The organism is Gemmiger formicilis (assembly GCF_016901605.1).
GTDB classification, from domain to species: domain Bacteria; phylum Bacillota; class Clostridia; order Oscillospirales; family Ruminococcaceae; genus Gemmiger; species Gemmiger formicilis_B.
In genome coordinates this window covers 1-22,665 of record NZ_JACJKP010000022.1, presented here as the reverse complement: position 1 = coordinate 22,665, position 22,665 = coordinate 1, and the positions used below count along the sequence as shown (strand labels likewise).

General features: G+C 60.0%; 23 protein-coding genes. 12 read left to right on the top strand and 11 right to left on the bottom strand.

Annotated elements, in window-relative coordinates:
- The coding region (locus tag H6B10_RS03160) for a hypothetical protein (protein ID WP_204649536.1) at positions 1 to 845 on the top strand (845 nt) is incomplete at its 5' end.
- 148 nt (positions 846 to 993) lie between these two features.
- Positions 994 to 2,340, top strand: coding sequence for an NADP-specific glutamate dehydrogenase (gene gdhA / locus H6B10_RS03155; protein ID WP_204649534.1), 1,347 nt, complete (start codon positions 994 to 996; stop codon positions 2,338 to 2,340).
- A gap of 58 nt (positions 2,341 to 2,398) precedes the next feature.
- On the opposite strand, the gene H6B10_RS03150 is transcribed toward gdhA, so the two are convergent.
- From H6B10_RS03150 to H6B10_RS03135, 4 genes are all read right to left on the bottom strand, one after another.
- Complete coding sequence (locus H6B10_RS03150) at positions 2,399 to 5,032, bottom strand: translation factor GTPase family protein (RefSeq protein WP_204649533.1); 2,634 nt, start codon at positions 5,030 to 5,032, stop codon at positions 2,399 to 2,401.
- A gap of 121 nt (positions 5,033 to 5,153) precedes the next feature.
- The gene (locus H6B10_RS03145) at positions 5,154 to 5,987 is read right to left on the bottom strand and encodes a VanW family protein (RefSeq protein ID WP_204649532.1); all 834 of its coding nucleotides are present in this window, start codon (positions 5,985 to 5,987) and stop codon (positions 5,154 to 5,156) included.
- A gap of 17 nt (positions 5,988 to 6,004) precedes the next feature.
- Positions 6,005 to 6,532, bottom strand: a complete 528-nt coding sequence (locus tag H6B10_RS03140; protein ID WP_204649531.1) for a YqeG family HAD IIIA-type phosphatase — start codon at positions 6,530 to 6,532, stop codon at positions 6,005 to 6,007.
- The gene (locus H6B10_RS03135; protein ID WP_243427232.1) at positions 6,523 to 7,212 is read right to left on the bottom strand and encodes a hypothetical protein; all 690 of its coding nucleotides are present in this window, start codon (positions 7,210 to 7,212) and stop codon (positions 6,523 to 6,525) included. Before H6B10_RS03135 ends, H6B10_RS03140 begins: the two co-directional genes overlap by 10 nt.
- 265 nt (positions 7,213 to 7,477) lie before the next feature.
- On the opposite strand from H6B10_RS03135, the gene H6B10_RS03130 reads away from it, so the two are divergent.
- Both H6B10_RS03130 and rd read left to right on the top strand, forming a co-directional pair.
- Positions 7,478 to 7,852, top strand: a complete 375-nt coding sequence (locus H6B10_RS03130; protein WP_204649530.1) for a desulfoferrodoxin family protein — start codon at positions 7,478 to 7,480, stop codon at positions 7,850 to 7,852.
- A 50-nt stretch (positions 7,853 to 7,902) separates the two neighbouring features.
- Positions 7,903 to 8,058, top strand: coding sequence for a rubredoxin (rd, locus tag H6B10_RS03125; RefSeq protein WP_204649529.1), 156 nt, complete (start codon positions 7,903 to 7,905; stop codon positions 8,056 to 8,058).
- 53 nt (positions 8,059 to 8,111) lie between these two features.
- Here the strand turns inward: rd and H6B10_RS03120 are convergent, their stop codons facing one another.
- The 7 genes from H6B10_RS03120 to H6B10_RS03090 form a co-directional block, all read right to left on the bottom strand.
- Positions 8,112 to 8,861: a WecB/TagA/CpsF family glycosyltransferase gene (locus H6B10_RS03120; RefSeq protein ID WP_243427231.1), complete on the bottom strand. Its 750-nt coding sequence runs from the start codon at positions 8,859 to 8,861 to the stop codon at positions 8,112 to 8,114.
- A 315-nt stretch (positions 8,862 to 9,176) separates the two neighbouring features.
- Complete coding sequence (locus H6B10_RS03115; RefSeq protein ID WP_204649528.1) at positions 9,177 to 9,869, bottom strand: response regulator; 693 nt, start codon at positions 9,867 to 9,869, stop codon at positions 9,177 to 9,179.
- Positions 9,862 to 10,965 carry a sensor histidine kinase gene (locus H6B10_RS03110; protein ID WP_204649526.1) on the bottom strand — a complete coding sequence of 368 codons (1,104 nt, stop codon included), beginning with the start codon at positions 10,963 to 10,965 and terminating at the stop codon, positions 9,862 to 9,864. Before H6B10_RS03110 ends, H6B10_RS03115 begins: the two co-directional genes overlap by 8 nt.
- Positions 10,966 to 11,026: 61 nt before the next feature.
- Complete coding sequence (locus H6B10_RS03105) at positions 11,027 to 11,164, bottom strand: hypothetical protein (protein WP_204649524.1); 138 nt, start codon at positions 11,162 to 11,164, stop codon at positions 11,027 to 11,029.
- Between the two features lie 19 nt (positions 11,165 to 11,183).
- Positions 11,184 to 11,831, bottom strand: a complete 648-nt coding sequence (locus H6B10_RS03100; protein WP_204649522.1) for a potassium channel family protein — start codon at positions 11,829 to 11,831, stop codon at positions 11,184 to 11,186.
- A gap of 18 nt (positions 11,832 to 11,849) precedes the next feature.
- Positions 11,850 to 13,181, bottom strand: coding sequence for a TrkH family potassium uptake protein (locus tag H6B10_RS03095; RefSeq protein ID WP_204649520.1), 1,332 nt, complete (start codon positions 13,179 to 13,181; stop codon positions 11,850 to 11,852).
- Between the two features lie 158 nt (positions 13,182 to 13,339).
- Complete coding sequence (locus H6B10_RS03090; protein WP_204649542.1) at positions 13,340 to 14,719, bottom strand: alanine/glycine:cation symporter family protein; 1,380 nt, start codon at positions 14,717 to 14,719, stop codon at positions 13,340 to 13,342.
- A gap of 228 nt (positions 14,720 to 14,947) precedes the next feature.
- Here H6B10_RS03090 and H6B10_RS03085 point away from each other — a divergent pair, with 228 nt between their 5' ends.
- From H6B10_RS03085 to H6B10_RS03050, 8 genes are all read left to right on the top strand, one after another.
- Complete coding sequence (locus H6B10_RS03085; protein ID WP_204649518.1) at positions 14,948 to 15,784, top strand: nucleoside-triphosphatase; 837 nt, start codon at positions 14,948 to 14,950, stop codon at positions 15,782 to 15,784.
- Positions 15,785 to 15,886: 102 nt separating this feature from the next.
- Positions 15,887 to 16,984, top strand: coding sequence for an ABC transporter substrate-binding protein (locus H6B10_RS03080; protein WP_243427230.1), 1,098 nt, complete (start codon positions 15,887 to 15,889; stop codon positions 16,982 to 16,984).
- 45 nt (positions 16,985 to 17,029) lie between these two features.
- On the top strand, positions 17,030 to 18,034 hold the full coding sequence (locus H6B10_RS03075; RefSeq protein WP_204649516.1) for a FecCD family ABC transporter permease: 1,005 nt from the start codon (positions 17,030 to 17,032) through the stop codon (positions 18,032 to 18,034).
- Positions 18,024 to 18,809, top strand: coding sequence for an ABC transporter ATP-binding protein (locus H6B10_RS03070; RefSeq protein ID WP_204649514.1), 786 nt, complete (start codon positions 18,024 to 18,026; stop codon positions 18,807 to 18,809). Before H6B10_RS03075 ends, H6B10_RS03070 begins: the two co-directional genes overlap by 11 nt.
- A 196-nt stretch (positions 18,810 to 19,005) precedes the next feature.
- On the top strand, positions 19,006 to 20,451 hold the full coding sequence (locus H6B10_RS03065) for a uracil-xanthine permease family protein (RefSeq protein WP_204649512.1): 1,446 nt from the start codon (positions 19,006 to 19,008) through the stop codon (positions 20,449 to 20,451).
- 109 nt (positions 20,452 to 20,560) lie between these two features.
- Positions 20,561 to 21,352 carry an FAD binding domain-containing protein gene (locus H6B10_RS03060; RefSeq protein ID WP_204649510.1) on the top strand — a complete coding sequence of 264 codons (792 nt, stop codon included), beginning with the start codon at positions 20,561 to 20,563 and terminating at the stop codon, positions 21,350 to 21,352.
- On the top strand, positions 21,352 to 21,831 hold the full coding sequence (locus H6B10_RS03055; protein ID WP_204649509.1) for a (2Fe-2S)-binding protein: 480 nt from the start codon (positions 21,352 to 21,354) through the stop codon (positions 21,829 to 21,831). Before H6B10_RS03060 ends, H6B10_RS03055 begins: the two co-directional genes overlap by 1 nt.
- A gap of 40 nt (positions 21,832 to 21,871) precedes the next feature.
- Positions 21,872 to 22,665: xanthine dehydrogenase family protein molybdopterin-binding subunit (locus tag H6B10_RS03050; RefSeq protein WP_243427233.1), on the top strand; the 794-nt coding region annotated here is incomplete at its 3' end.

The window sequence follows — 22,665 nt, the reverse complement described above, 5'->3', positions numbered from 1 at the left end:
ACCTGCGCAACGTGATGGTGGGCTGGTGCGACGGAGCGGCCCTGTACGGCTATTGTATCCCGGACCCTGCGGTGGGCAATTCCACCGGGTATCGGATTTCCCTGGCGGATGGCAGCGTCACCACCTTTCCCATGGCGCAGCAGGAAGCTATTGTCGGTGCGCAGGGAAACCGCCTGTTGACCATCCACACTGTTACGGAGGTGCCGCTGCCCAACTACAACACCGAAGGATGGGACACCTACCAGGCGGTATTGCAGAACGCCACGGTGGAATACGACTGGCTGGACCCCACCACCGGGGAACGCAGCAAGATACTGGAACGTCCTCACGATGGCTCCAATAACGGAAATCTGGATTTCTTCGGCCTTTTGGGCGGCAAACTCTATTTTGAAGACCAGACGCCGCAGGAAAACGGCGGTATCCAAAGGAATGCCATCTGCGTCTATGATACCGCCACCGGCCAGTGGCAGGACCTGCTGCGGCCCATCCCGGAGGAAAGTATGCGGCTGTCCAATGTGACGGTGACGGCCCTGCCGGACTGCACCGCACAGCAGGGACGGTATCTCTGGCTCAGCGGCTCCGACAATGTCAACGGCGAAAACCTGGGCTGGATGCTGGATACCCAAAGCGGAAAACTTATCCAGATAACGCAGAGGATGGAGGGCGAGGACGTTTCCGGCTGGCTTGTGGGTGTCGCCGCCTTCACTGACGACGGACGTTTTCTGGTCCGGACAGCACAGCAGGAGGGCGAATACGGTTCGGAGTACGTCTACGGCCTCGTCGACGCCGAAGCCTTTTTGCAGGGGGGCACCGACTATACACCGGTAACAACGGTAGGACGTTGAAAAGAAATAAAGTGTACACGACAGAGGAACAGCTGGTACTTGACAACAGACAAAATTTTTGAAAATATATACAAAAAACTTGAAAATGCTTCCATTTGGTGATAACATAAAAGCCGGTGAGAAATATTGTATAAAGGAGAGTGTTCCCATGTCGATCAAAAATGAGTACCTCAAGGGCGTCTACGAAGGCCTGGTCCAGCGCAACCCCGAGCAGAAAGAATTCCTGCAGGCTGCGGAGGAAGTCCTCGAAAGCCTGGAGCCGGTCATCGCCGCTCATCCCGAGTATGAGAAGGCCGGCCTGATCGAGCGTATGGTCGAACCCGAGCGCGTTGTGATGTTCCGCGTGCCCTGGGTGGACGACAACGGCAAGGTTCAGGTCAACCGCGGCTACCGTGTGCAGTTCAACTCTGCCATCGGTCCCTACAAAGGTGGCCTGCGCTTCCATCCCAGTGTTAACCTGTCCATCATCAAGTTCCTGGGCTTTGAGCAGTGCTTCAAGAACAGCCTGACCGGCCTGCCCATGGGCGGCGGCAAGGGCGGTTCCGACTTTGACCCCCACGGCAAGTCTGATGCCGAGGTCATGCGTTTCTGCCAGAGCTTCATGACCGAGTTGTACCGTCACATCGGTCCCGACACCGACGTGCCCGCCGGTGATATCGGCGTGGGCGGCCGCGAAGTCGGCTATATGTACGGCCAGTACAAGCGCATCTGCAATGAGTTTACCGGCGTGCTGACCGGCAAGGGCATTCCCTTCGGCGGCTCTCTCGCCCGTACCGAGGCTACCGGCTACGGCCTGTGCTACTTTGCCGATGAGATGCTGAAAGCCAACGGCAAGAGCTTCGAGGGGGCCAAGGTGGTCATTTCCGGTTCCGGCAACGTGGCCATCTACGCCAACCAGAAGGCTACCCAGCTGGGCGGCAAGGTCATTGCCATGAGCGACTCCAACGGCTACATCGTGGACGAAAACGGCATTGACTACAAGGTCATGAAGGAAATTAAGGAGGTCAAGCGCGCCCGCATCAAGACCTACCTGGATTACGTTCCCACTGCCAAGTACGTGGAAGGCAGCCAGGGCATCTGGACTGTCCCCTGCGACATCGCCCTGCCCTGCGCCACCCAGAACGAGCTGCCCCTGGAAGGCGCCAAGGCTCTGGTGGCCAACGGCTGCTACGCCGTGGCGGAAGGTGCCAACATGCCCTCCACCCCGGATGCCATTGCCTACCTGCAGGCCAACAACGTGCTGTTTGCTCCCGCCAAGGCATCCAACGCCGGCGGCGTAGCCACCTCCGGTCTGGAAATGAGCCAGAACTCTCTGCGTCTGGGCTGGACCTTTGAGGAAGTGGACGAGCGTCTGCACAACATCATGGTCAACATCTACAAGGCTGCTGCCGATGCTGCCGAGGAATACGGCTGCAAGGGCAACCTGGTGGCCGGCGCCAACATCGCAGGCTTCCTGAAGATCGCCTCCGCCATGATGAGCCAGGGCATCGTCTGATCCCCGTACATCCCCATAAAAACCAACAGGCACCCGCCGCAAGGCGGATGCCTGTTTTTTATTGCTGTAAAAATTCCCGGATTTCTTTTTCTATGGCGGCTACTTCCTCGGCAAAGGCCCGGGCCGATACCCGCAAGGCACCGTGTCCCAGTACGATCACCTGTTCGGCACCGTCGCTGCTCACCACCCGGGTGCGGCGCTCCTTGGCCAGCTCGTGGGTGGCACGTTCAATGTACATATCGGCGGTTTCGGCCTCCTTGGTGTAGACCACATACAGGTTGTGGTATTTTTCCACTTCCCGCACGCCGCCCCGCACTTTGTAAGCATCAAATACCAGAATGGGGATGCAGCGTTTATATCCGGCATAATTGCACAGAATATCCATCAGACGGCGGCGCGCTGCGTCCAGATTTTCCTGGGCGATGCGGTGCAGGTCCTCCCAGGCAAAAATCACGTTGTACCCGTCCACCAGCAGGTAATCCGGCCCGGTAGGCTGGGGCTTGGCCGGGGCCGCGGCGGCGGGGGTGGTGTGCAGGGCCGCCCGGGCGGCCTTTTTGGCGTCGGTGCCGTTTTTGCCGCGGTGGCGGATCTTGCCGTAAGTGCGCTCAAAAATGGCAAGCAGTTCCTTATCCTGTTCCAGTGTGCCGCGGTAGGCGTCCGCCCGGCGGCGCCGGGCGGTACCGTCGCCGTCCTCCTCAGGCTCGGGCTGGCCGGCCGGCGCCAGCCGTCGTGCCAGCCCGTTGTCCACATGGGCTTTGGCAGGCACTTCGTCCCACTTTACATTGTACCCGGCGCCGTGAGAACAGAACACCGAATCGGCGGGATTTTCCACGTCGGCATCGGCGTCGTACCCGGCGGCTGCAATGACCTCCTCGGCGTTGTGGCAGGCATCGTACCCCGCAGGCAGAACCGCCCAGCGGCCCAGGCCGTGGGTGTAGGATGCAATCTCCCGGGCGTACCCGCGGGAGGTGGCTACCGGCAATCGTCCGGTCAGCCGGGCAGTATCGCCCAGCGTTTCGGGCGGGTCAAAGGTGCCGCACATCCGCTGGATATCAGCCATGGCGCGGCCAATGGCGTCGGCAGGTACTTCCAGTGTGAAATCATACCAGGGTTCCAGCAGCTGTACGGCGTTTTTGCTCTGGGCAGTGCGCAGGCCCTGCCGTACCGCGCGGTAGGTGGCCTGCCGGAAATCGCCGCCCTCGGTGTGTTTCAGGTGGGCACGGCCTGCCGCCAGGGTGATTTTTACGTCGGTGAGCGGCGCACCGGTCAGAACACCGGGGTGGGTCCGCTCTGCCAGGTGGGTGAGTACCAGCCGCTGCCAGTTTTCTGCCAGACTGTCCGGCGGGCAATCCGCCGCCAGCTGTACGCCGCTGCCCCGGGGACCCGGTTCCAGCAGCAGATGCACCTCCGCATAATGGCGCAGCGGCTCATAGTGGCCAATGCCTTCCACGGCGGCGGTGATGGTCTCTTTATACAGAATACCGCCTTCGCTGAAAGTGACATGCAACCCAAAACGGCTTTGCAGCAGGGTCTGTAAGATCTCCAACTGGACTTCGCCCATCAGCTGCACATGCACTTCGGCCAGGTCATCCCGCCAGGCTACATGCAGCTGCGGGTCCTCCTGTTCCAGGGTCTGCAGGGCTTTCAGCAGGGTGTGGGGGTCTGCGTCGGGGCAGTCGGCCCGGTAGTTCAGCACCGGTTCCAGCAGGGGTGCTTCGGCGTCTGCCTCGGCCCCCAGGCCTTGGCCCGGACGGGTGGCAGAAGGTCCTGCCACCGCTACGACCATGCCGGGAGTGGCCACACTTACCAGCCGGAATTTGCTGCCGTTATACAGCCGCAGTGCGTCGGCCTTTTCTCCGCCCGGCAGAACCGCTTTTACCGGCAGCTGACCGCCGGTCACTTTCAGCCAGGTCAGCCGGGTGCCGGTCTCGTCCTGACTGACCTTGAACACCCGGGCGCCAAATTCCGGCCAGACCGGCGGCATCCGGGTCAGGGTCTGCAGTCCCTGCAGCAGGCGGTCGATGCCGTCCAGCCGCAGTGCCGCGCCGAAAAAGCAGGGAAATACCTGCCGCCGCGCAATGGCAGTGATCAGGGTATCATGCTGTGGGGCGCCGTCGGCCAGCACTTCCTCCATCAGCGGTTCGCTGCACAGGGCCAGTGCTTCGGCATCCGGCTCACCGGTGAAATCCACACAACCGTCCCCAAAGCGTCCCCGCAGTTCCCGCAGGCGCACCGCGGCATCCGCCCCCGGCAGGTCCATCTTGTTTACAAATACAAAGGTGGGTACCCGGTAGCGGGCCAACAGCTTCCAGAGAGTTTCGGTGTGGGCCTGTACGCCGTCGGTGCCGCTGATGACCAATACCGCGTAGTCCAGTACCTGCAGGGCGCGCTCCGCTTCGGCAGAAAAATCCACGTGACCGGGGGTGTCCAGCAGGGTCAGTTCCGTTTCCTCGGCGTCGGGACCGGCGGGCAATGTGAGGACTGCCTGCTTGGCAAAAATCGTAATGCCCCGGGCGCGTTCCTGGGCGTCGGTGTCCAGAAACGCATCCCGGTGATCCACCCGCCCCAACTTGCGCAGCACCCCTGCGCGATAGAGCATTCCTTCGGCCAGCGTGGTCTTGCCGCTGTCCACATGGGCCAGAAGCCCCACACATATCTGTTTGCGGGGTGATTCCCCGGTCTGTTTGGCCATAGTTGCCTCCGCTTGCACATTTCATTTTCGCTCCCCAGTATACCATAAAAGCAAGGGGATGGGGAGCCCCAACCAACAGAAAAGGGCCTGCCGTTGGGTGCGGCAGGCCCGGTACGGGCGTTCAGGAACGAATCAGTTCCGGGGGAATCAGGCTTTCGTCAAACATGACTTTGGAGTGGTTGTCCCGGACCAGCTCTTTGCCCACAACGTTTCCGGTCTGCTTGTCCAGAATGTTGCGGTAAATGCGGGAGATCCGGTAATAACCGTCCTCCTCCCGGGCAAAATGGTGGTCCTCCTCCACGATTTCATACGTCCAGGGGAAAGGCTGCTCGCTGCGCAGCTGGGCAATCAACTCCTCGCCCTCGCAGCGGACCAGCAACTGCACTTTCTGGTCGGTGGTGTTGCGGAATCGGAAATCCACGTAGTTGTAACAGATGGATGTTCCGGCACTGAAGGGGACACGCGGCCCTTCGTCGGGGGCCAGCGCATCGGAGTGGGCGTGGAACTCGGTCACGGTCAGGGGACTGTGCAGTACCAGCAGATGCAGCGTGTGGGAAAGATTGCACAATCCGCCGCCGATGTCGGCGACAAGCCGACCATGGGCGATGACCCGTCCGTCCTTATAACCGCGCCGGCGGGTGACTTTGCCCACTGTATGCCAGAAAGAAAAGGTCTCGCCCGGGCGGATGATCAGACCGTTGATTTTGGAACCGGCCAACCCGATGTTGACCGCTTTGTTCAGCTGATGCTGTAGGTTGACCCCCGGGGCCCGGCGGATCATGTGGACCTTCTGCTCCCAGACCAGATTGGGCAGGGGCGTGGTGTCCACGGTTTCGGCAAAATGCTCATGGCTCCGCAGATTGCGGATGTGCCGCCGCAGAATCTCCTTCTGCTCGGCAATGGCATAAAAGACCGGGTTCATTTCACAAAACAGTTTGCGCTTTTTTGTGGGCATGTAAGTTCTCCTCTTTTCTACTTCACAATGCCGCCCAACCGTTTCCAGGCAGGGCTGTGCCGCCAGAACCACAGGACCAGGTTTTCGGCGGCCCGCCGTTTGCCAAAATGCCGTTCCCCGGGATGGCGCAAAAAGTCCACCCGGATGCTGGCCAGCCCGGCGCGGTTGGCACCGTACACGTCGGTGAACAGCTGGTCCCCAATGACGATGGTCTGCTCCCGGGAAAGCCCCAGCGTCTTTACCGCCTGCAGGTAGGCGGCGGGCGCCGGTTTGTCGGCTTCCGCAATATAGGGGGATTCAATGTGGGCCAGAAACCGCAGGATGCGTTCCTCGCTGTTGTTGGAAAGGAGCAGCGTTTGCAGGCCCATACTATGAAGGCGGCGGAACAGCGCATCCACTTCTTCGTTGGAATCGGCCCCATGCAGGACCAGTGTGTTGTCAATGTCGAACAGAATACCACGATAGCCCAGTCGGTAGAGCTTTTCGTAGTCAATGGAAAAGACGCTGTCTGCCGTTTCCCAGGGATAAAAACGGTTCAGCAGCATGGTGCGCCCTCCTCCGGGTGGTCCAGATACCGGCAGACAGTCTCGATCTGCCCGGCAAAATCAGGACCGAATTTCTGTTGGAAGAAAGCGCTGCCGATGGTAAAGGCCCAGGGGCCTATGGATTTGATCTCGTCCAGGCGCTGGTAGCTGTCAACGCTGCCTGCCACACAGACCGGGGCATCCACAGCGGCCACAAACCGGCGGATCAGATCAGTTTTGTCGCCGGTGTAGCGGTACCCCAGCAGATCAAAGCCAAAGACGCCCTTGCGCAGGCAGTCCTCTGCCTGGCGGATCATCTCATCGGGGGTGCCTTCCAGCACCGAAGGACGGCCGGTCACCCGGCCTACAAAGGGCATGTATTGCATGCCGTGGGTGCGGCAGAAATTCAGAATGGCATCCGAATAGACGGTGCCCATCAACAGGTCACAGCCGCAATCGGCGGCCATCCGGGCACCGCGCAATCCTTCCTCCTCGGTGTAGGCCACCACTTCCAGCGCGGTCTTTTTGCCGCAAGCCTTCATTTGGGCAAACAGTTCACGCATGGCGGGCAGGGAAAGGCCTTCCTCCTTAAAGCCCCAGTATTCGGCCGGTGTGTTGCGGCACTGGGCAAAGAGGTCTGCCGCGTTAGGGACCGTACGGTCCTGGTAGGTCAGCATAACAATCAGACGGGTGGTTTTCAATACAGGGACCCCTCCAATCTTCGAAATTCCTTTGTTTATGGGGAATCGTCTGGTTTTCATTATACGGTATCGGTACAGGCACGTCAACTTTTTGTCGACAGACATGTGGAAAACAGAGAAAATCAAAAAATTAATAATAAATCCTAAAAAAGCCCTTTACAAACCAAAATAGTATGATATAATAAAAGCACAGATCGGGAGCACGGTCTGCACAAAACAAACTATCATTTTTTAAGAATAAAGAGCAAACCTAAGGAGGCAAGCTATGGAACTGAAATACTTTATCTGTGAGCACTGCGGCAATATCATCACGATGGTGGAGGACAAGGGTGTCCCCGTATTCTGCTGCGGCCAGAAGATGACCCCGCTGGTGCCCGGCACCGTGGAAGCCGCCCATGAAAAACACATTCCGGTGTACACCGTGGACAATGGCGTCGTGCATGTGACCGTGGGCAGCGTGGAGCACCCGATGCTGGATGCTCACTATATCACCTGGATCTCTCTGCAGACCAAGCAGGGCAGCCAGATCAAGCACCTGAAGCCCGGCGAGGCCCCCAAGGCTGATTTCGCCCTGACCGAAGGCGACGAGGTTGTGGCCGTTTACGCCTACTGCAACCTGCACGGCCTGTGGAAAGCCTGAGTTTTTCCACTGAATTTCTGAAAAATACGTTATAAAAGGAGCGTTTTCTTATGAAAAAGTATGTTTGCCCCTGTGGCTATGAGTATGATCCCGCCGTCGGTGATCCCGACAATGGCATCGCCCCCGGCACTGCCTGGGAAGATGTTCCCGCTGATTGGGTCTGCCCGGTCTGCGGCCTTGGTAAGGATTCCTTCACCGAGGAATAATCCATAAGAAATAAACCCCGGAGCGTCCGCAAGGAGGCTCCGGGGTTTTGTGTTTAATGGCGCCAGGTCCACCAAAGGAATTTGGTGTTGGTGACAAAATAGCGTTTGAACAGTCGTTTGGGGTCCTGAAGCAGGCGATACAGCCATTCCAGGTTGCAGCGCTGCATCCAGCAGGGAGCGCGGCGAATGTTGCCTGCCTCATAGTCAAAGGCTGCGCCTACGCCCAGCATCAGGGCATGGACCCGGCCCTGGTGGGCGGCCATCCATCGTTCCTGTTTGGGGGCGCCCAGGCCAACCCAGACAAAATCCGGGCGGGCTTCATTGATGGCGGCTACGGCAGCTGCGTCCTCCTCCTCGGTCAGGGGGCGGAAAGGGGGAGACACCATCCCGGCAATGACGGCGCCGGGATAATTCCGGGTGATTTTCTCCCGCAGAATATCCAATGTTTCCTGGGTGGAACCGTAGAAGTAGTGGCGGTAATGTTTTTGGGCACTTTCCCGCAGCATTTCTTTCATCAGGTCGGGGCCGGTGACCCGGGCGGCCTGGGCAAAGCCTTTGCGGCGGCTGTACTGAGAAAGCGGCCCGCCGTCGGGCAGCGCCATCACAGCACCGTTTTGTACGGCGCGGTAGCTGGGGTCGTCGTGGGCGGTCACGGTGGTGTGTACATTGGCTACACAGATATATTCGCCGCGCCAGTCATCCAGATGTTCTTCGATCCGGCGCACGGTGGTTTCCATATCGGTTACGGCAATGCGGACGCCCATGATCTCACAGACGGGCATGGCCTGATTGGGGTTTTGCATGCGGGTGCCTCCCTGATCTCAAAGGAATCATACCGTTCTATCATACCATTCCTGCGGCCAGGATTCAACTCCGAAACAAAAGTCGGCGTGCGGTCATTGCTTTGTTGTGCGGCAATAGCGGCGGCTCAAAACACCGCCGCCGATGATCCTCATATTGATCATACGTTCTTCTTGAAACTGCAAGAAAAGGTCCGGAGCGCTGCCCCAAAATCTACATAAGCCACAAACTGCGGCGGTTGATTTTGGTGGTTTTGCTCCGGTGGGCGAAAACAAAAACAACCGCCTTCCCACAGCGGGAAAGCGGTTGTTGTGCATTTATTCGATCTTCATCATGCGGTAACCCACACCGATGTGGGTCTGGATGTACTGGGGGGAACCGGGGGCGGACTCCAGCTTTTTGCGCAAAGTGGCCATGAACACCCGCAGGGAAGCCACGTCGTTTTCCCAGCTGGTGCCCCATACTTTCTGGGTGATGTAGGTGTGGGTCAGGACTTTGCCGCAGTTGTGGGCCATCAGGCAGAGCAGCTTGTATTCAATGGGGGTCAGGTGCAGTTCCTTGCCGTCCAAAAAAGCGCAGCCGGCTGCAAAGTCGATGGTCAGCTGGCCGTTGGTGAATACCGGGCTGCCGCTGGTGTGCATGGCGGCCAGCCGGCGCTGGGTCACCCGCAGGCGGGCCAGCAATTCTTCCACCGAGAAGGGCTTGGTCAGGTAATCGTCGGCACCGGAATCCAGTGCTTCGATCTTGTCGGCGTCCTCGCTGCGGGCGCTGATGACGATGATGGGCATATCGGACCAGCTGCGCACCCGGCGGATCACTTCCACGCCGTCCAAATCGGGCAGGCCCAGGTCCAGCAGCATAATGTCGGGGTTGCTGGTGGCGGCTTCCCGCAGGGCGGCTTCGCCGCAATCCGCTACCAGGTAGCGGTAGTCGTGGGTTTTCAGGGTGGTGGTCATCAGGTTGCGGATGGGGGCATCGTCCTCCACCACCAGAATCAGCGGTTTATTCATGTAATGTTACCTCCCCCAGCGGCACCGTAAAGGTGAACACGCACCCGTGCGGTGTGTTGTCGGTCAATGTGATGGTGCCGCCGTGGGCGTCCACAATGCCCTTGCAAAGCGCCAGTCCCAGCCCCAGGCTGCGGCGGCTGTCGGCGACTTTATGTTCGCCGGTATAAAACATCTCAAACACATGGGCCTGTCTGGCGGGCGCGATGCCGGGGCCGTCATCCGTTACCGAGAGGACGGCAAAATGATCCTGCTGCCGTGCCGCTACGGTGATGGTGGAACCGTCGGGCGTATATTTGATGGCGTTGTCCACCAGATTGATAAGCACCTGCACGATCAGCCGGGCGTCCATCCGTGCCAGCAGCAGTTCGTCGGGCAGGTCCACCCGGATGTTGTGCCGGCAGTTCTGGCGGTTGGTGTGGCGCAGCGCTTCCTCAATGACTTCGCCCACCAGTTCGGTGGAAAGCCGCAGATTCATCCGCCCGTCCTCGATGCGGGTGATGGAAAGCAGATTCTCCACCAGATTGATCAGCCAGATGGAGTCATCGTAGATATCCAGGGCGATCTGGTGCCGGGCTTCCTCGTCCAGTTTGGCATCGTTGGCCAGCAGATTGGCCGCGTTGCCGGAGATGGAAGTCAGCGGTGTGCGCAGATCATGGGAGATGGCCCGCAGCAGATCGGCCCGCAGCTGTTCGTTTTTGGCCAGCAGGGCGGCACGTTCTTTCTCCTCGATATTGCGGATGTTCTGTATAGCCAGCGTCACCGTGATGATGGAGACGATGAGCATGATGGCGATGGTAAAGGGGTAGCCTTTTTCATACGCATGCAGCGTCAGGCGCGGCTCTGTGAAAAAGAAGTTGAAGAGCAGAACGCTGGCCACCGAACTGAACACCCCGCAAAAATAGCTTTTGGTGAACAGGGAAGTGAGCAGCGTTCCCAGAACGAATACCGAAATGATGTTTGCCTTGGTAAAGGCAAACTGCCAGAATATATTGCCGATGACCGTGCCGGCGGCCAGGATCAGGGCTGTGACCAGCAGATCCTGCCAGCGGGGGATCATCTGTGCGCGCAGGTCATGGGGCTGTGTTTGTTGTGCCATACTGCTACCGCCTCCTGTCTGGTATCATACCACACAACGCCCCGCAATACCAGCAGGGGGTTCAGGGGCGGCGGTGATGGAACCGCAAAGGGTCCCGGTCCTGGCGGATTTGCAGCAAAAAGTCATCCAGACGGCAGCAGACAAACCAGCCGAATCCGCCTGCTGCCAGCATACCCAAAGCCAGCAGAAAATCTCTCACAGGGATAGCCCTCTTTCCGTTACAGATGGAAGCAGCGCTTGATGGACCGGTATTCACCCAGGACCAGCAGCGTGCCCTCGGCGGGCAGCACCGTGTTGGAAGAGATATTCACATCAATGGCGCCGTTCTGCTTGATGCCCAGCAGGTTGATGCCGTACTTTTTGCGGATGTCGATGTCACCCACCGTTTTGCCGGCCCAGTGTTCCGATGCGGGCACTTCCATAATGGCGTTGTTGGCGTCCAGTTCAATGTAGTCCACCAGATGGTTGGAACCATAGCGCACAGCCGCCCATTTTGCCAGCTGTTTTTCGGGGTACAGGATTTCATCCGCGCCGTTGCGCAGCAAGAATTTGGCCTGCACATCCCGTTCCGCGCGGGAAACGACCAGCTGGGCGCCCAGTTCTTTCAGCAGGGAGGTGGTTTCCAGCGAACTCTGGAAATCCCCGCTGATGGCTACGATGCAGACGTCGAAGTTGCGTACACCCAGCGCTTTGAGAAAGTCTGCGTTGGTGCTGTCGCCAATCTGGGCGTTGGTCACAATGTCCAGTACCTCGTTGACCCGGTCTTCGTTTTCGTCCACGGCCATGATCTGGTGGCCCTGTTCGTTCAGTTCCATGGCAATGTGCCGTCCAAAGCGGCCCAGGCCAATCAACAAAAATGATTTCATATTCCTCTTCCTTTCCCGTCAGCCGACGGTGATGCGCTCCTGCGGCAGACGGCTGGCTGTTTTGGAAAAACCGGACAGCGCCGCATAAATCAGCGTCAGGCCGCCTACGCGGCCAATGAACATTAAGGCAATGAGAATCCCCTGGGAGAGCAGCCCCAGCGAGGGAGTCAACCCCAGCGAAAGCCCCACGGTACCCACTGCCGAAGCGGTTTCAAACAGGCAGGCGGACAGGGGCAGTTTCTCTACAGCGCTGATCACAAAACCGCCGCCCAAAAACAGGGTCAGGTACATAAAGCAGACGGTGGAAGCGCTGCACACCGCTTTGTTGTCGATACGGCGCCCAAAGAAATGGGGCTCGCTGCGGCGCTGAAATACCGCAATGGCGTTGGCAAACAGCACGGCAGCGGTGGTGGTTTTCATACCGCCGGCAGTGGACCCGGGGGAACCGCCGATCAGCATGAGCATAATGGTCAGCCCCTGTCCTACGCCGGAAAGGGCGGTCAGATCGGCTGTGTTGAAACCGGCGGTACGGGGAGTGACGGACTGGAACAAAGAGGCCAGCAGCCGCTCTTTGCCCGACAGGGCGGAGAATTCCCCGAAATAGAACCAGATGGCAGGCAGGACGATCAACAATGCCGTGGTGGACAGGATCACCTTACTCTGCATACGGTAGCGGTGCAGATGCAGCTTGTTGGCACGGATATCATCCCAGGTCAAAAAGCCGATGCCGCCCACCACGATCAGGGCCATGATGGTCAGGTTGATGATGGGTTCGGCTCGGTAGGAGGTCAGGGAAGGGTATTGGGCATCCGGGGTGCCCAGCAGGTCAAAACCTGCGTTGCAGAAAGCGGAAACCGAGTGGAAAACCGCCATCCAGATACCCCGCAGCCCGTAATCCCGGCAGAATACCGGCAGCATACAGGCCGCGCCCAGCGCTTCGATGCACAGCGAAGCCTTGATGATGAACCCGGTCAGCCGTACGATGCCGCCTACCTTGGGGGCGGCGATGGCTTCCTGCATGGTGCCGCGCTGCATCAGTGAGATCTTGCGCCCCGACAACAGCGAGAAAAAGGCCGCCACCGTAATGACACCCATGCCGCCGATCTGGATCAGCACCATGATGACGGCCTGACCGAAAATCGACCAGTGGGTAGCGGTGTCCTGCACCACCAGGCCGGTCACACAGACGGCGGATGTGGCGGTGAACAGCGCCTGGTTAAAGGGGGTTACGGAAAAATCCTGTGAGGAAACAGGCAACATCAGCAGCAAACTGCCACCCAGGATCACCGCTGCGAACAGCAGAATGATGGTCTGGAAGGTGGTCAGCCGCGGCGGGCGAAAACCTGCCATGGAAACGCCTCCGATTATAGATGATTTTGGTTTTCTCATTATAGGCGTTCTATGTTTAAGAAAGCATAAATATCCCGGCGCTGACATTAAGACCGTATAAAGACGCAAAAAAGGCAGGGCACCGCGAAGCGATGCCCTGCCGGACAAAAACAGAAAAATCAGCGATCCACCACGGGAACGGCGTCCTCGCAGCGTTTATCCAGGTCGTTGAGGTAAAGGTCGGTCTCCCGTACCACCACACCGGACAGCAGCAATACGGCAATCAGGTTGGGAATAGCCATTAAGGCGTTCAGGGTGTCAGCCACAGTCCATACCAGATTCAGTGCCACCACGGGGGAGATGGCCGCCACCGCCACGTATACGATGCGGTAGAATACCTGCCCTTTGCTGCCTACCAGATATTCCAGGCAGCGCTCACCGTAATAGGACCAGCCCAATACGGTGGAAAAAGCGAAGGAAATGATCCCCACCACCAGAATGACCGGTCCCAATACGGGGATCTGGTCAAAGGCCAGGGTGGTCAGGATGCCGCCGTCCGAAATGGCGCCCATATCGATGGCGGGGTTTTTCATAATGCTGGATACCAGCACCAGGCCGGTCATCAGGCAGACCACCACGGTGTCCCAAAAGGTACCGCTGGAGGATACCAGTGCCTGACGCACCGGGTTGCGGGTCTGGGCAGCAGCCGCCACAATGGGGGCTGAACCCATGCCCGATTCGTTGGAGAACAGGCCCCGGGCCATGCCGTAGCGCATGGCCAGCATAATGCCGCCGCCGGTCAGGCCGCCGGCCGCCGCGCCGGGGGTAAAAGCCAGCCGCAGAATGGTGGTCACTGCGGCCCACAGGTAGTCACGGTTGTAGAACAGGATGCCCAGGCAGCCCAGAATGTAAAAGGCTGCCATAAAGGGAACCAGCTTTTCGCATACATTGGCAATGCTCTGGATGCCGCCAAAGATGACCAATGCGGTCAGACCGGCCACCACAACGCCCACCACCCAGGGGGGGATGCCCAGGTTGGCCTGGCAGACGGTGGAGATGGCGTTGACCTGGGTGGCGCAGCCGATGCCGAAGGAAGCCAGCGTGCCGAACAGGGCAAACAGGATGCCCAGCCATTTCAGGTGAAGCCCCCGTTCCAGGGCGTACATGGCGCCGCCCTGCATCCGGCCGTCCTTGGTTTTGACCCGGTATTTCACGGCAATCAGCGATTCGGCATACTTGGTGGCAATGCCGAAAATGCCGGTGATCCAGCACCAGAATACGGCGCCCGGGCCGCCCAGGGCAATGGAGGTGCCCACACCGATGATGTTGCCGGTGCCGATGGTGGAAGCCAGTGCCGTGGTCAGGGTGGCAAACTGGGAAACTTCTCCCTCGGCATCCGGGTCCCGGCTGACCGACAGGCGAATGGCTGTCAGCAGTTTGCGCTGGATGCCCCGGGTGCGTACAGTCATGAACAGGTGGGTGCCCAGCAACAGCAGCATGGTAGGCCAGGCCCACACCCACTGGTTGGTCACGTTGATGAAATTGACAATGGCGTCCATCATGGTGGTGTCTCTCTCCCTTGGACCGCCCCGCAAGACGGTGGTTTGGCGGCAAAAAACAAAGCGTGCCCGCGCAGTACATCCTGTGCGAACACGCCATCGTGCCTTGCTACTATTTGTATGATACACCGTTTGACGTTAGTCCGTCAAGTATGGGGCGGTTTTGCACCACGGCCCCCTTTGTGGTACAATGGCCCGGGAAACTCTTCCGCAGAAAGGAACTTTGCCATGGCTGTACCTTATATATTGACAGGCCGCCCCTGCAGCGGCAAAACAACGCTGGCAGCCTGGCTGTGCCGCCGCCTGCCCCAGCCGGTGGCCGGTCTGCGTACCCTGTGTACCGGGCGATGCGAAGCCGGACCGCTGTTTTCCATGCAGGATCTGACCACCGGGCGGATGGTTCCCATCAGCCGGGAGGAAAACGGCCGGGTGTGCGGGATTCCCCGGACCTTTGAAACTTTCGGTACCGAGGTACTGCAGGCCGCCATAAACAGCCACGCCCGGACGGTGCTGGTGGATGAGGTGGGGCGTTTTGAACGCAACTGCACCGGCTATCTGGATATGCTGACCGAACTGCTGGCCGGTCCCCGCACCGTAGTGCTTACCGTAAAACGGGAAGACCTGCCGCATCTCAACGCCCTGCGCGCATGGCCCGGCGCGGTGCAGATCGACCTGGACGCCGAATCTCCCGAAACGGTGCGTGCCCGGCTGGCCCAGACACTGCCGGTCTGCCTCCATCCGGGGGTGAGTGTGCGGCTTTTCCGGGAGGAAAAGTGTTTCGGCCCCGGTCCGCTGCAGCTGCTGGAACTGGTGGGGCGCACCGGGTCGCTGCACAAAGCCGCTGCCGCCATGGGCATGGCATACTCCAAGGCGTGGAAGATGCTGGGCAATCTGGAAGCCCAGTGGGGCTTTGCCATGGTGGAGCGCAAGGGCGGCGGTGCCGGGGGCGGCGGCTGCCTGCTGACGCCCCGCGCCTGGGACCTGCTGGCCCGCTACCGTGCGGTGCAGTGGGCAGGCGAACATGCAGCCCATGAAGAATTTGCGCGGCAGTTTGCGGAGTTTTGAAAAAACGACCGACATAGTACGACTTCTTTTGACATCGCGTTATTCTTGTGCTAGAATAACGTGGTGAGCCTTGCATGGCTGACACAGAAGGAGGAAGATGGAATGAAACCCCGTTTTATGCAAAAATTCACCGCGCTGGTGTTGGCGGCTGCAATGGCCGTTACCCTGGCAGCCTGCGGCGCAACGGCGTCGTCGGCAGTATCGTCGCAGGCGTCGCCGGAAAGTACCGCTTCTTCGGAAGCAGCGTCCGCCCCGGCGGAAGCCACCGCCGAAACCGCCGGTATCACCTTTACCGACCAGGCTGGCCGCACCGTTACGCTGGAACAGCCTGCCGAGAGCATCGTCAGTTGCTATTACATCACCACCTATGCGGTGATCGCCTTGGGCCAGAAAGATAAGATCGTCGGTCTGGAAAACAAGGCCGATACCCGTGCCCTCTATGCGCTGGCGGCCCCGGAACTGCCCGAACTGACCCAGGTGGGGACGCTGAAAGAATTGAACGTGGAAGCGGTCGCTTCGCTGGACCCTGATCTGGTCATTATGCCCAAAAAGCTGATGGACAACGCCCAGACGCTGGAAGATCTGGGCATTACCGTCATGGTAGTGGACCCCGAAACCCAGGAAGGGCTGGAAACCATGCTGTCCCTCATCGGGCAGGCCTGCGGGGCCGAGGAACAGGCCGAAGCGCTGATCCAGTATACCCACGAAAAACTGGAAACCGCAGCCGCATTGACCCAGGACCTGGAAAAGCCCAACGTTTGCATGCTGGGCAACGGCAGCTACCTGACCGTGGCCCCGGCCGCCATGTACCAGAATGATCTGATCGAACAGGCAGGCGGCGTGAATGCCGCGGCCGATATCGAGGAAGATTACTGGGCCGAGGTCTCTTACGAAACGCTGCTCAGCCTGGCACCTGATGTGCTGGTGATTCCCTCTGGAGCCGACTACACGGCTGCGGATGTGTTGGGCGATGCCCAGCTGGCGGACCTGCCCGCCGTGAAAAACGGTGCCGTTTACACCATGCCCCAGGGGCTGGACGAGTGGGATTCTCCCACGCCTTCCGGAGTGCTGGGCGTGCTGTGGCTCACCAGCGTGCTGCATCCCGATGCCTATTCTTTTGAGGAGTTCACCGCCGACGCCCAGGAATTCTACCAGACTTTCTACGGCTTTACGCCGGACTCTTCCCTGATCACGAAATAACATATTGTATATTTTTGAAAAAATATACCGAAAGGAATCTTCTCTATGTGCTCACGCACCCGTCTGTGCACCCTTCTGGTGCTTGCGCTGCTGGTTTTGCTGGCAGCTGCGTCGGTGTGCGTGGGCACATTTCCGCTTAGTCTGGGTCAAATCTGTACCCTGCTGGGGGGCGGCCTGCGGGATACCATGGAAGCACGGGTCTTTTTCACCTTGCGCCTGCCCCGTACCGGGGCGGCGGTGCTGGCAGGGCTGGCACTGGGGGCTGCGGGCGGCGTGTATCAGACGATTTTCCGCAATCCGCTGGCGTCCCCGGACCTGACCGGCGTGGCGGGCGGTGCCTCTTTGGGGGCTGCCGCGGCCATTGTGCTGGGGGCGGGCAGTGCCGTGCAGATCATGGGCGGCGCCTTTGTCTGCGGCATGGCCAGTCTGGCGGCGGTGCTGGCCCTGGTGCGTGCGGCACGGGCGGACCGGACCGCTACCTATGTGCTGGCAGGTATTCTGGTCAGCGCTTTGGCGGAAGCGGGCGTCATGCTGTTGAAAACTTTGGCCGACCCCGAGCGGGAATTGGCCGCCATTGAGTATTGGACCATGGGCAGCCTGTCCGCCATTACGCTGGCAAAGCTGACGGTGATGGCACCCCCGGTGCTGGTGGGCTTGGTTCTGGTATTGCTGTTCCGCCGGCAGGTGGCGCTGCTCTCCCTGGGGGAAGAAAGCGCCCGGGCATCCGGCCTGGAACCGGGCCGCTGGCGGGTACTGCTGCTGGCGCTGACCACGCTGATGGTAGCGGCCGTGGTCAGCGTGGCCGGGGTGATCTCTTTTGTGGGGTTGATCGCCCCCCATATTGCCTACAGACTGCTGCGCCGCCGCGGCGGGGCGTTTTTGCCGCTGTGTGCGCTGGTGGCGGCCGATTTGATGCTGGCTGCCGACCTGCTGGCCCGCAGCGCGGGGCAGGGGGCCGAACTGCCGCTGAGCATTTTTACCGTGCTGTTTGCGGCACCGGTGCTGGCAGCTTTGCTGGTAGGCGGAAGGGGGCAGGAAGATGCTGCTTGAGGTCAACAGCCTGACGGTCGGTTATGGCCGCCCGGTGGTGCGGGAAGCATCGCTGGCGCTGCAGGCCGGGCAGATCACAGCCCTGTTGGGGCCCAACGGCTGCGGAAAATCCACCCTGCTGCGGGGGATCAGCGGCAGCGGCAAGGTTTTTGAAGGGACTGTGCAGGTCTGCGGGCGGGATTGCCTGGCCATGACGGCGCGCCGCAGGGCACGCTGCCTGGCGGTGTTGCCCCAGCGCATGGGAGTGCTGCCCGGCCTTACGGTGCGGGAAATCATTGCCATGGGCCGCTATGCCCACAGCGGTATCTTTGGCGGCCCGGCTCCCGGCGATGCCCGGCGGGTGCAGGACACAGCCCGGATGTTCGGGGTGGAATCTCTGCTGGATACCGATGCTGCGGCACTCAGCGAAGGACAGCGACAGCTGATACACCTGTGCCGGGTGGCTGTGCAGGACACACCGGTGCTGCTGCTGGATGAACCCAACAGTGCGCTGGATTTTGCCAACACCCACCGGCTGTTTGCGGTGCTGCGCCGCTGGGTGCGGGACCGCAATAAAGCGGCGCTTATTGTGCTGCATGACCCGGCGCTGGCTTTGCGCTACTGTGACCGGCTGCTGCTGATGCAGGCGGGGCAGCTGTGCGGCGCGCTGCACCCCGGGGACGGTGTCCCGGCCATACAACAGGCATTGAAACCGCTGTATCCGGGGCTGCAGGTGGTCCCGGGACCGCAGCCGGGGCAGTTGTTCTGTACCATGCAGGAAAACTGTGGTGGATAGTGTGCAAAATCCGGATGGCTTTCCCGCAGGATTTTTGTTGTTTTGCTGGATTTGCCGGGACGCTATGGGTCTGATATTGACAGAAAACATCCTTCTATTGCTATAATAGAGAGATGTTTATCCTTTTACCGCATGTTTTGGGGAAAACCTGCCGGAAAAACACAATTCAACCTGTCGGAAGAAAGGCGGCAAGTATATGAAAGAGGAGATCCAACAAAAAGAGTCACAGGGCTATGTGACCCCTTACGATTTTAAGGGAAAACTGCCCTGGCGTCAGGCGGTGCCCCTGGGCCTGCAGCACGTGCTGGCCATGTTCGTGGGCAACCTGACCCCCATTCTGATCATCACCAGTGCCTGTGCGGCGGGCGGCGGTGCCGAGGAGTTCGCCCAGATCCAGGTGGCCCTGCTCCAGAACGCTATGCTGGTGGCGGGCATCGTTACCCTGGTACAGCTGTTCTCGGTAGGCCCCATTGGCGGCCAGGTTCCCATCATCATGGGCACCAGTTCCGGTTTTATCGGTGTATTCCAGAGCGTCAACCAGATCATGGGCGGCGGTATTCTGAGCTATGGCGCCATTATGGGCGCTTCCATCGTGGGCGGTTTGTTTGAGACGGTGCTGGGCGCCTTCCTCAAACCCCTGCGCCGCTTCTTCCCGGCGGTGGTCACCGGCACCGTGGTTATGTCCATCGGTCTTTCCCTGATCAGCGTGGGCGTGGCTTCTTTCGGCGGCGGCAGCTCTGCCAAAGACTACGGCTCGCTGGAAAACCTGCTCATCGCACTGGCTGTTATGATCATCATTCTGGTGTTCAAGCACGGTGCCAAGGGCATGGCCAGCTCTTCCTGCATCCTCATCGGCATCGTTTGCGGATACATCATCTGCGCTGTGCTGCCGTTCTTCCTTTCTCCCACCGGCGTAACGGCCGACGGCGTGGAGTATACCAAAGCGTGGGTGCTCAACTGGAACAAGGTGGCGGAAGCTTCCTGGTTTGCGGTGCCCCAGCTTATGCCGGTCAAGCCGGTGTTTGACCTGCGGGCCATCCTGCCGGTGGCGGTCATGTTCATTGTTACCGCTGTCGAGACCGTGGGCGACATCTCCGGCGTGACCGAGGGCGGCATGGGCCGTGAAGCCACCGACAAGGAACTGTCCGGCGGCATCATCTGTGACGGCCTGGGTTCCACCTTTGCTGCGTTCTTCGGCGTGCTGCCCAACACCAGCTTCAGCCAGAACGTGGGCCTGGTCACCATGACCAAGATCGTCAACCGTACGGCGCTGGCTTTCGGCGCCGTGTTCCTGGTGCTGTGCGGCCTGCTGCCCAAGCTGGCGGCGCTGGTTTCCATCATGCCCCAGAGCGTGCTGGGCGGTGCGGCGGTCATCATGTTCTCGTCCATCGTTATGAGCGGTATCCAGCTCATTACCAGCGATAAGCTCACCCCCCGCAACATGACCATTGTGTCTGTGGCGCTGGGCCTGGGCTACGGTATGGGTTCCAACACCGCCGTGCTGGCCGGTCTGCCCCAGCTGGTCCAGCTGATCTTTGGCGGTTCCGGTATTGTGCCCGCGGCCTTTGTTGCCATCCTGCTGAATGTTCTGCTGCCCAAAGATGCCCCCAAAGAGGCTGTGGAAGCAGAAAAGCAGGCCTGAGTTTCTTTGGAAAATTTTCGCCCCGCTGCCCCGGCGGGGCTTTCTCTTTGCGCGCTTCCATGCTATACTGAAACCAAACACAGCCATTTTAGTGGAGGAGGTACCCACCTTGCTGACGATCAAGCAATACGTGCGGGCACAAAGCCTGGACGAAGCCTATACCTTGTGCCAGAAACGGGCCAATGTGGTGCTGGGCGGTATGCTGTGGCTCAAGACCCAGAACCGCACGGTGGACACGGCCATCGACCTGAGCGACCTGGGCCTGGATACCATTGAAGAAACACCCGACGAATTCCGCATCGGTGCCATGGTCACCCTGCGCCAGCTGGAACAGAACCGGGAACTGGCCGCATACACCCGCGGCGCCATGGCGGAAAGTGTCCGTCATATTGTGGGCGTGCAGTTCCGCAACCTGGCCACGGTGGGCGGCAGCATCTACGGACGCTTTGGCTTTTCGGACGTGCTGACGCTGTTCCTGGCGCTGGATGCGGCGGTGGAACTGCACCACGGCGGCCGGGTGCCGCTGGCCGAGTATGCGGCCCGTCCCTATGAACGGGACATCCTGACCCATATTGTGGTGCCCAAACAGCCGGGCACCGTGGCCTACCTGGCCCAGCGCAATATTTCCACCGACTTCCCGGTGCTGACCTGTGCCGTGGCGGTCCGTCAGGACGGTGTGCGCTGCGCCGTAGGCGCCCGCCCCATGAAGGCACAGCTTTATCAGGGCAACCCGGCGCTGCTGGCGGGCGGCATCACCCCCGAAACCGCCGAAGCCTTCGCCGGCAGTGTTGCCGCCGAAGCCGCCTTTGGCAGCAATCTGCGCGCCGGGGCGGATTATCGCCGCGCCATCTGCAAGGTGCTGGTGCGCCGCGCCCTGCTTGCCTGTAAGGAGGATGCATAATGGAGATCCAACTCAAACTCAACGGCCGTCCGGTGCGGGACAGCATCGACGCCGACACCCTGTTGCTGGACTTTGTGCGCGCCCATGGCTGCACCAGCGTGAAGCGCGGCTGCGAAACTTCCAACTGCGGGCTTTGCACGGTTTTGCTGGACGGCAAGCCGGTGCTGTCCTGCTCGGTGCTGGCGGCACGGGCTGCGGGCCATGAGGTCCAGACGCTGGAAGGCCTGCAGGCGGAAGCCCAGGAATTTGTCAGCTTTATTGCCGATCAGGGCGCGGAGCAGTGCGGTTTCTGCAACCCCGGCTATGTGATGAATACCATCGCCCTGCTGCGGGAAAACCCCGACCCCACGGACGATGAGATCCGCGCCTATCTGGCAGGCAATCTCTGCCGCTGTTCCGGCTACGAAGGCCAGCTGCGCGGCATCCGGGCGTTTTTGAACGCCCGCAACCAGGCAAAGGAGGAGAAGGAACGTGGCTGAACTGAAAACCGTCGGCAGACCTGCGCGCAAAAAGGATGCCATGAACCTGCTGCTGGGCAAACCCGCTTTTGTGGAGGATGTCACGCCCCGTGACTGCCTGGTGGTCAAGGTGCTGCGCAGCCCCCATGCCCATGCGCTGATCCGTTCCATCAATACCGACATTGCCATGAAGGTCCCCGGTATGGTGGCCATTTTTACGTATAAGGATGTGCCCGACAAGCGGTATACAAACGCGGGCCAGACCTATCCCGAACCGTCGCCCCATGACCGCCTGATCCTGGACCGGCGGGTACGCTTTGTGGGGGATGCGGTGGCCATTCTGGCCGGCGAAACCGAAAAAGCCGTGGACAAGGCCATGAAACTCATCAAGGTGGACTATGAAGTGCTGCCTGCTGTGCTGGACCCCCACACGGCCAAGGATAACCCGGTGCTGGTCCACCCCGAGGAAAACTGGGAGGCCCTCTGCCCGGTAGGCGCTGACAACAAGCGCAACCTCTGCGCCAGCGAGACCTGCGGCGACGGTGATGTGGAAGCGGTGCTGGCCGACTGCGATGTGGTCATCGACCATGTGTGGCATACCAAGCCCTGCCAGCAGGCCATGATGGAAACCTTCCGCACCTATACCGAGATCGACCCCTACGGGCGGCTGCACGTGATCAGCTCCACCCAGATCGTGTTCCATCTGCGGCGTATCCTGGCCATTGCGCTGGATATCCCCAAATCCAAAATTCATGTGGAAAAACCCCGCATCGGCGGCGGCTTTGGTGCCAAACAGACCATGGTGGCCGAAATCTACCCGGCTTTTGTCACCTGGAAGACCGGCCGGGCTGCCCG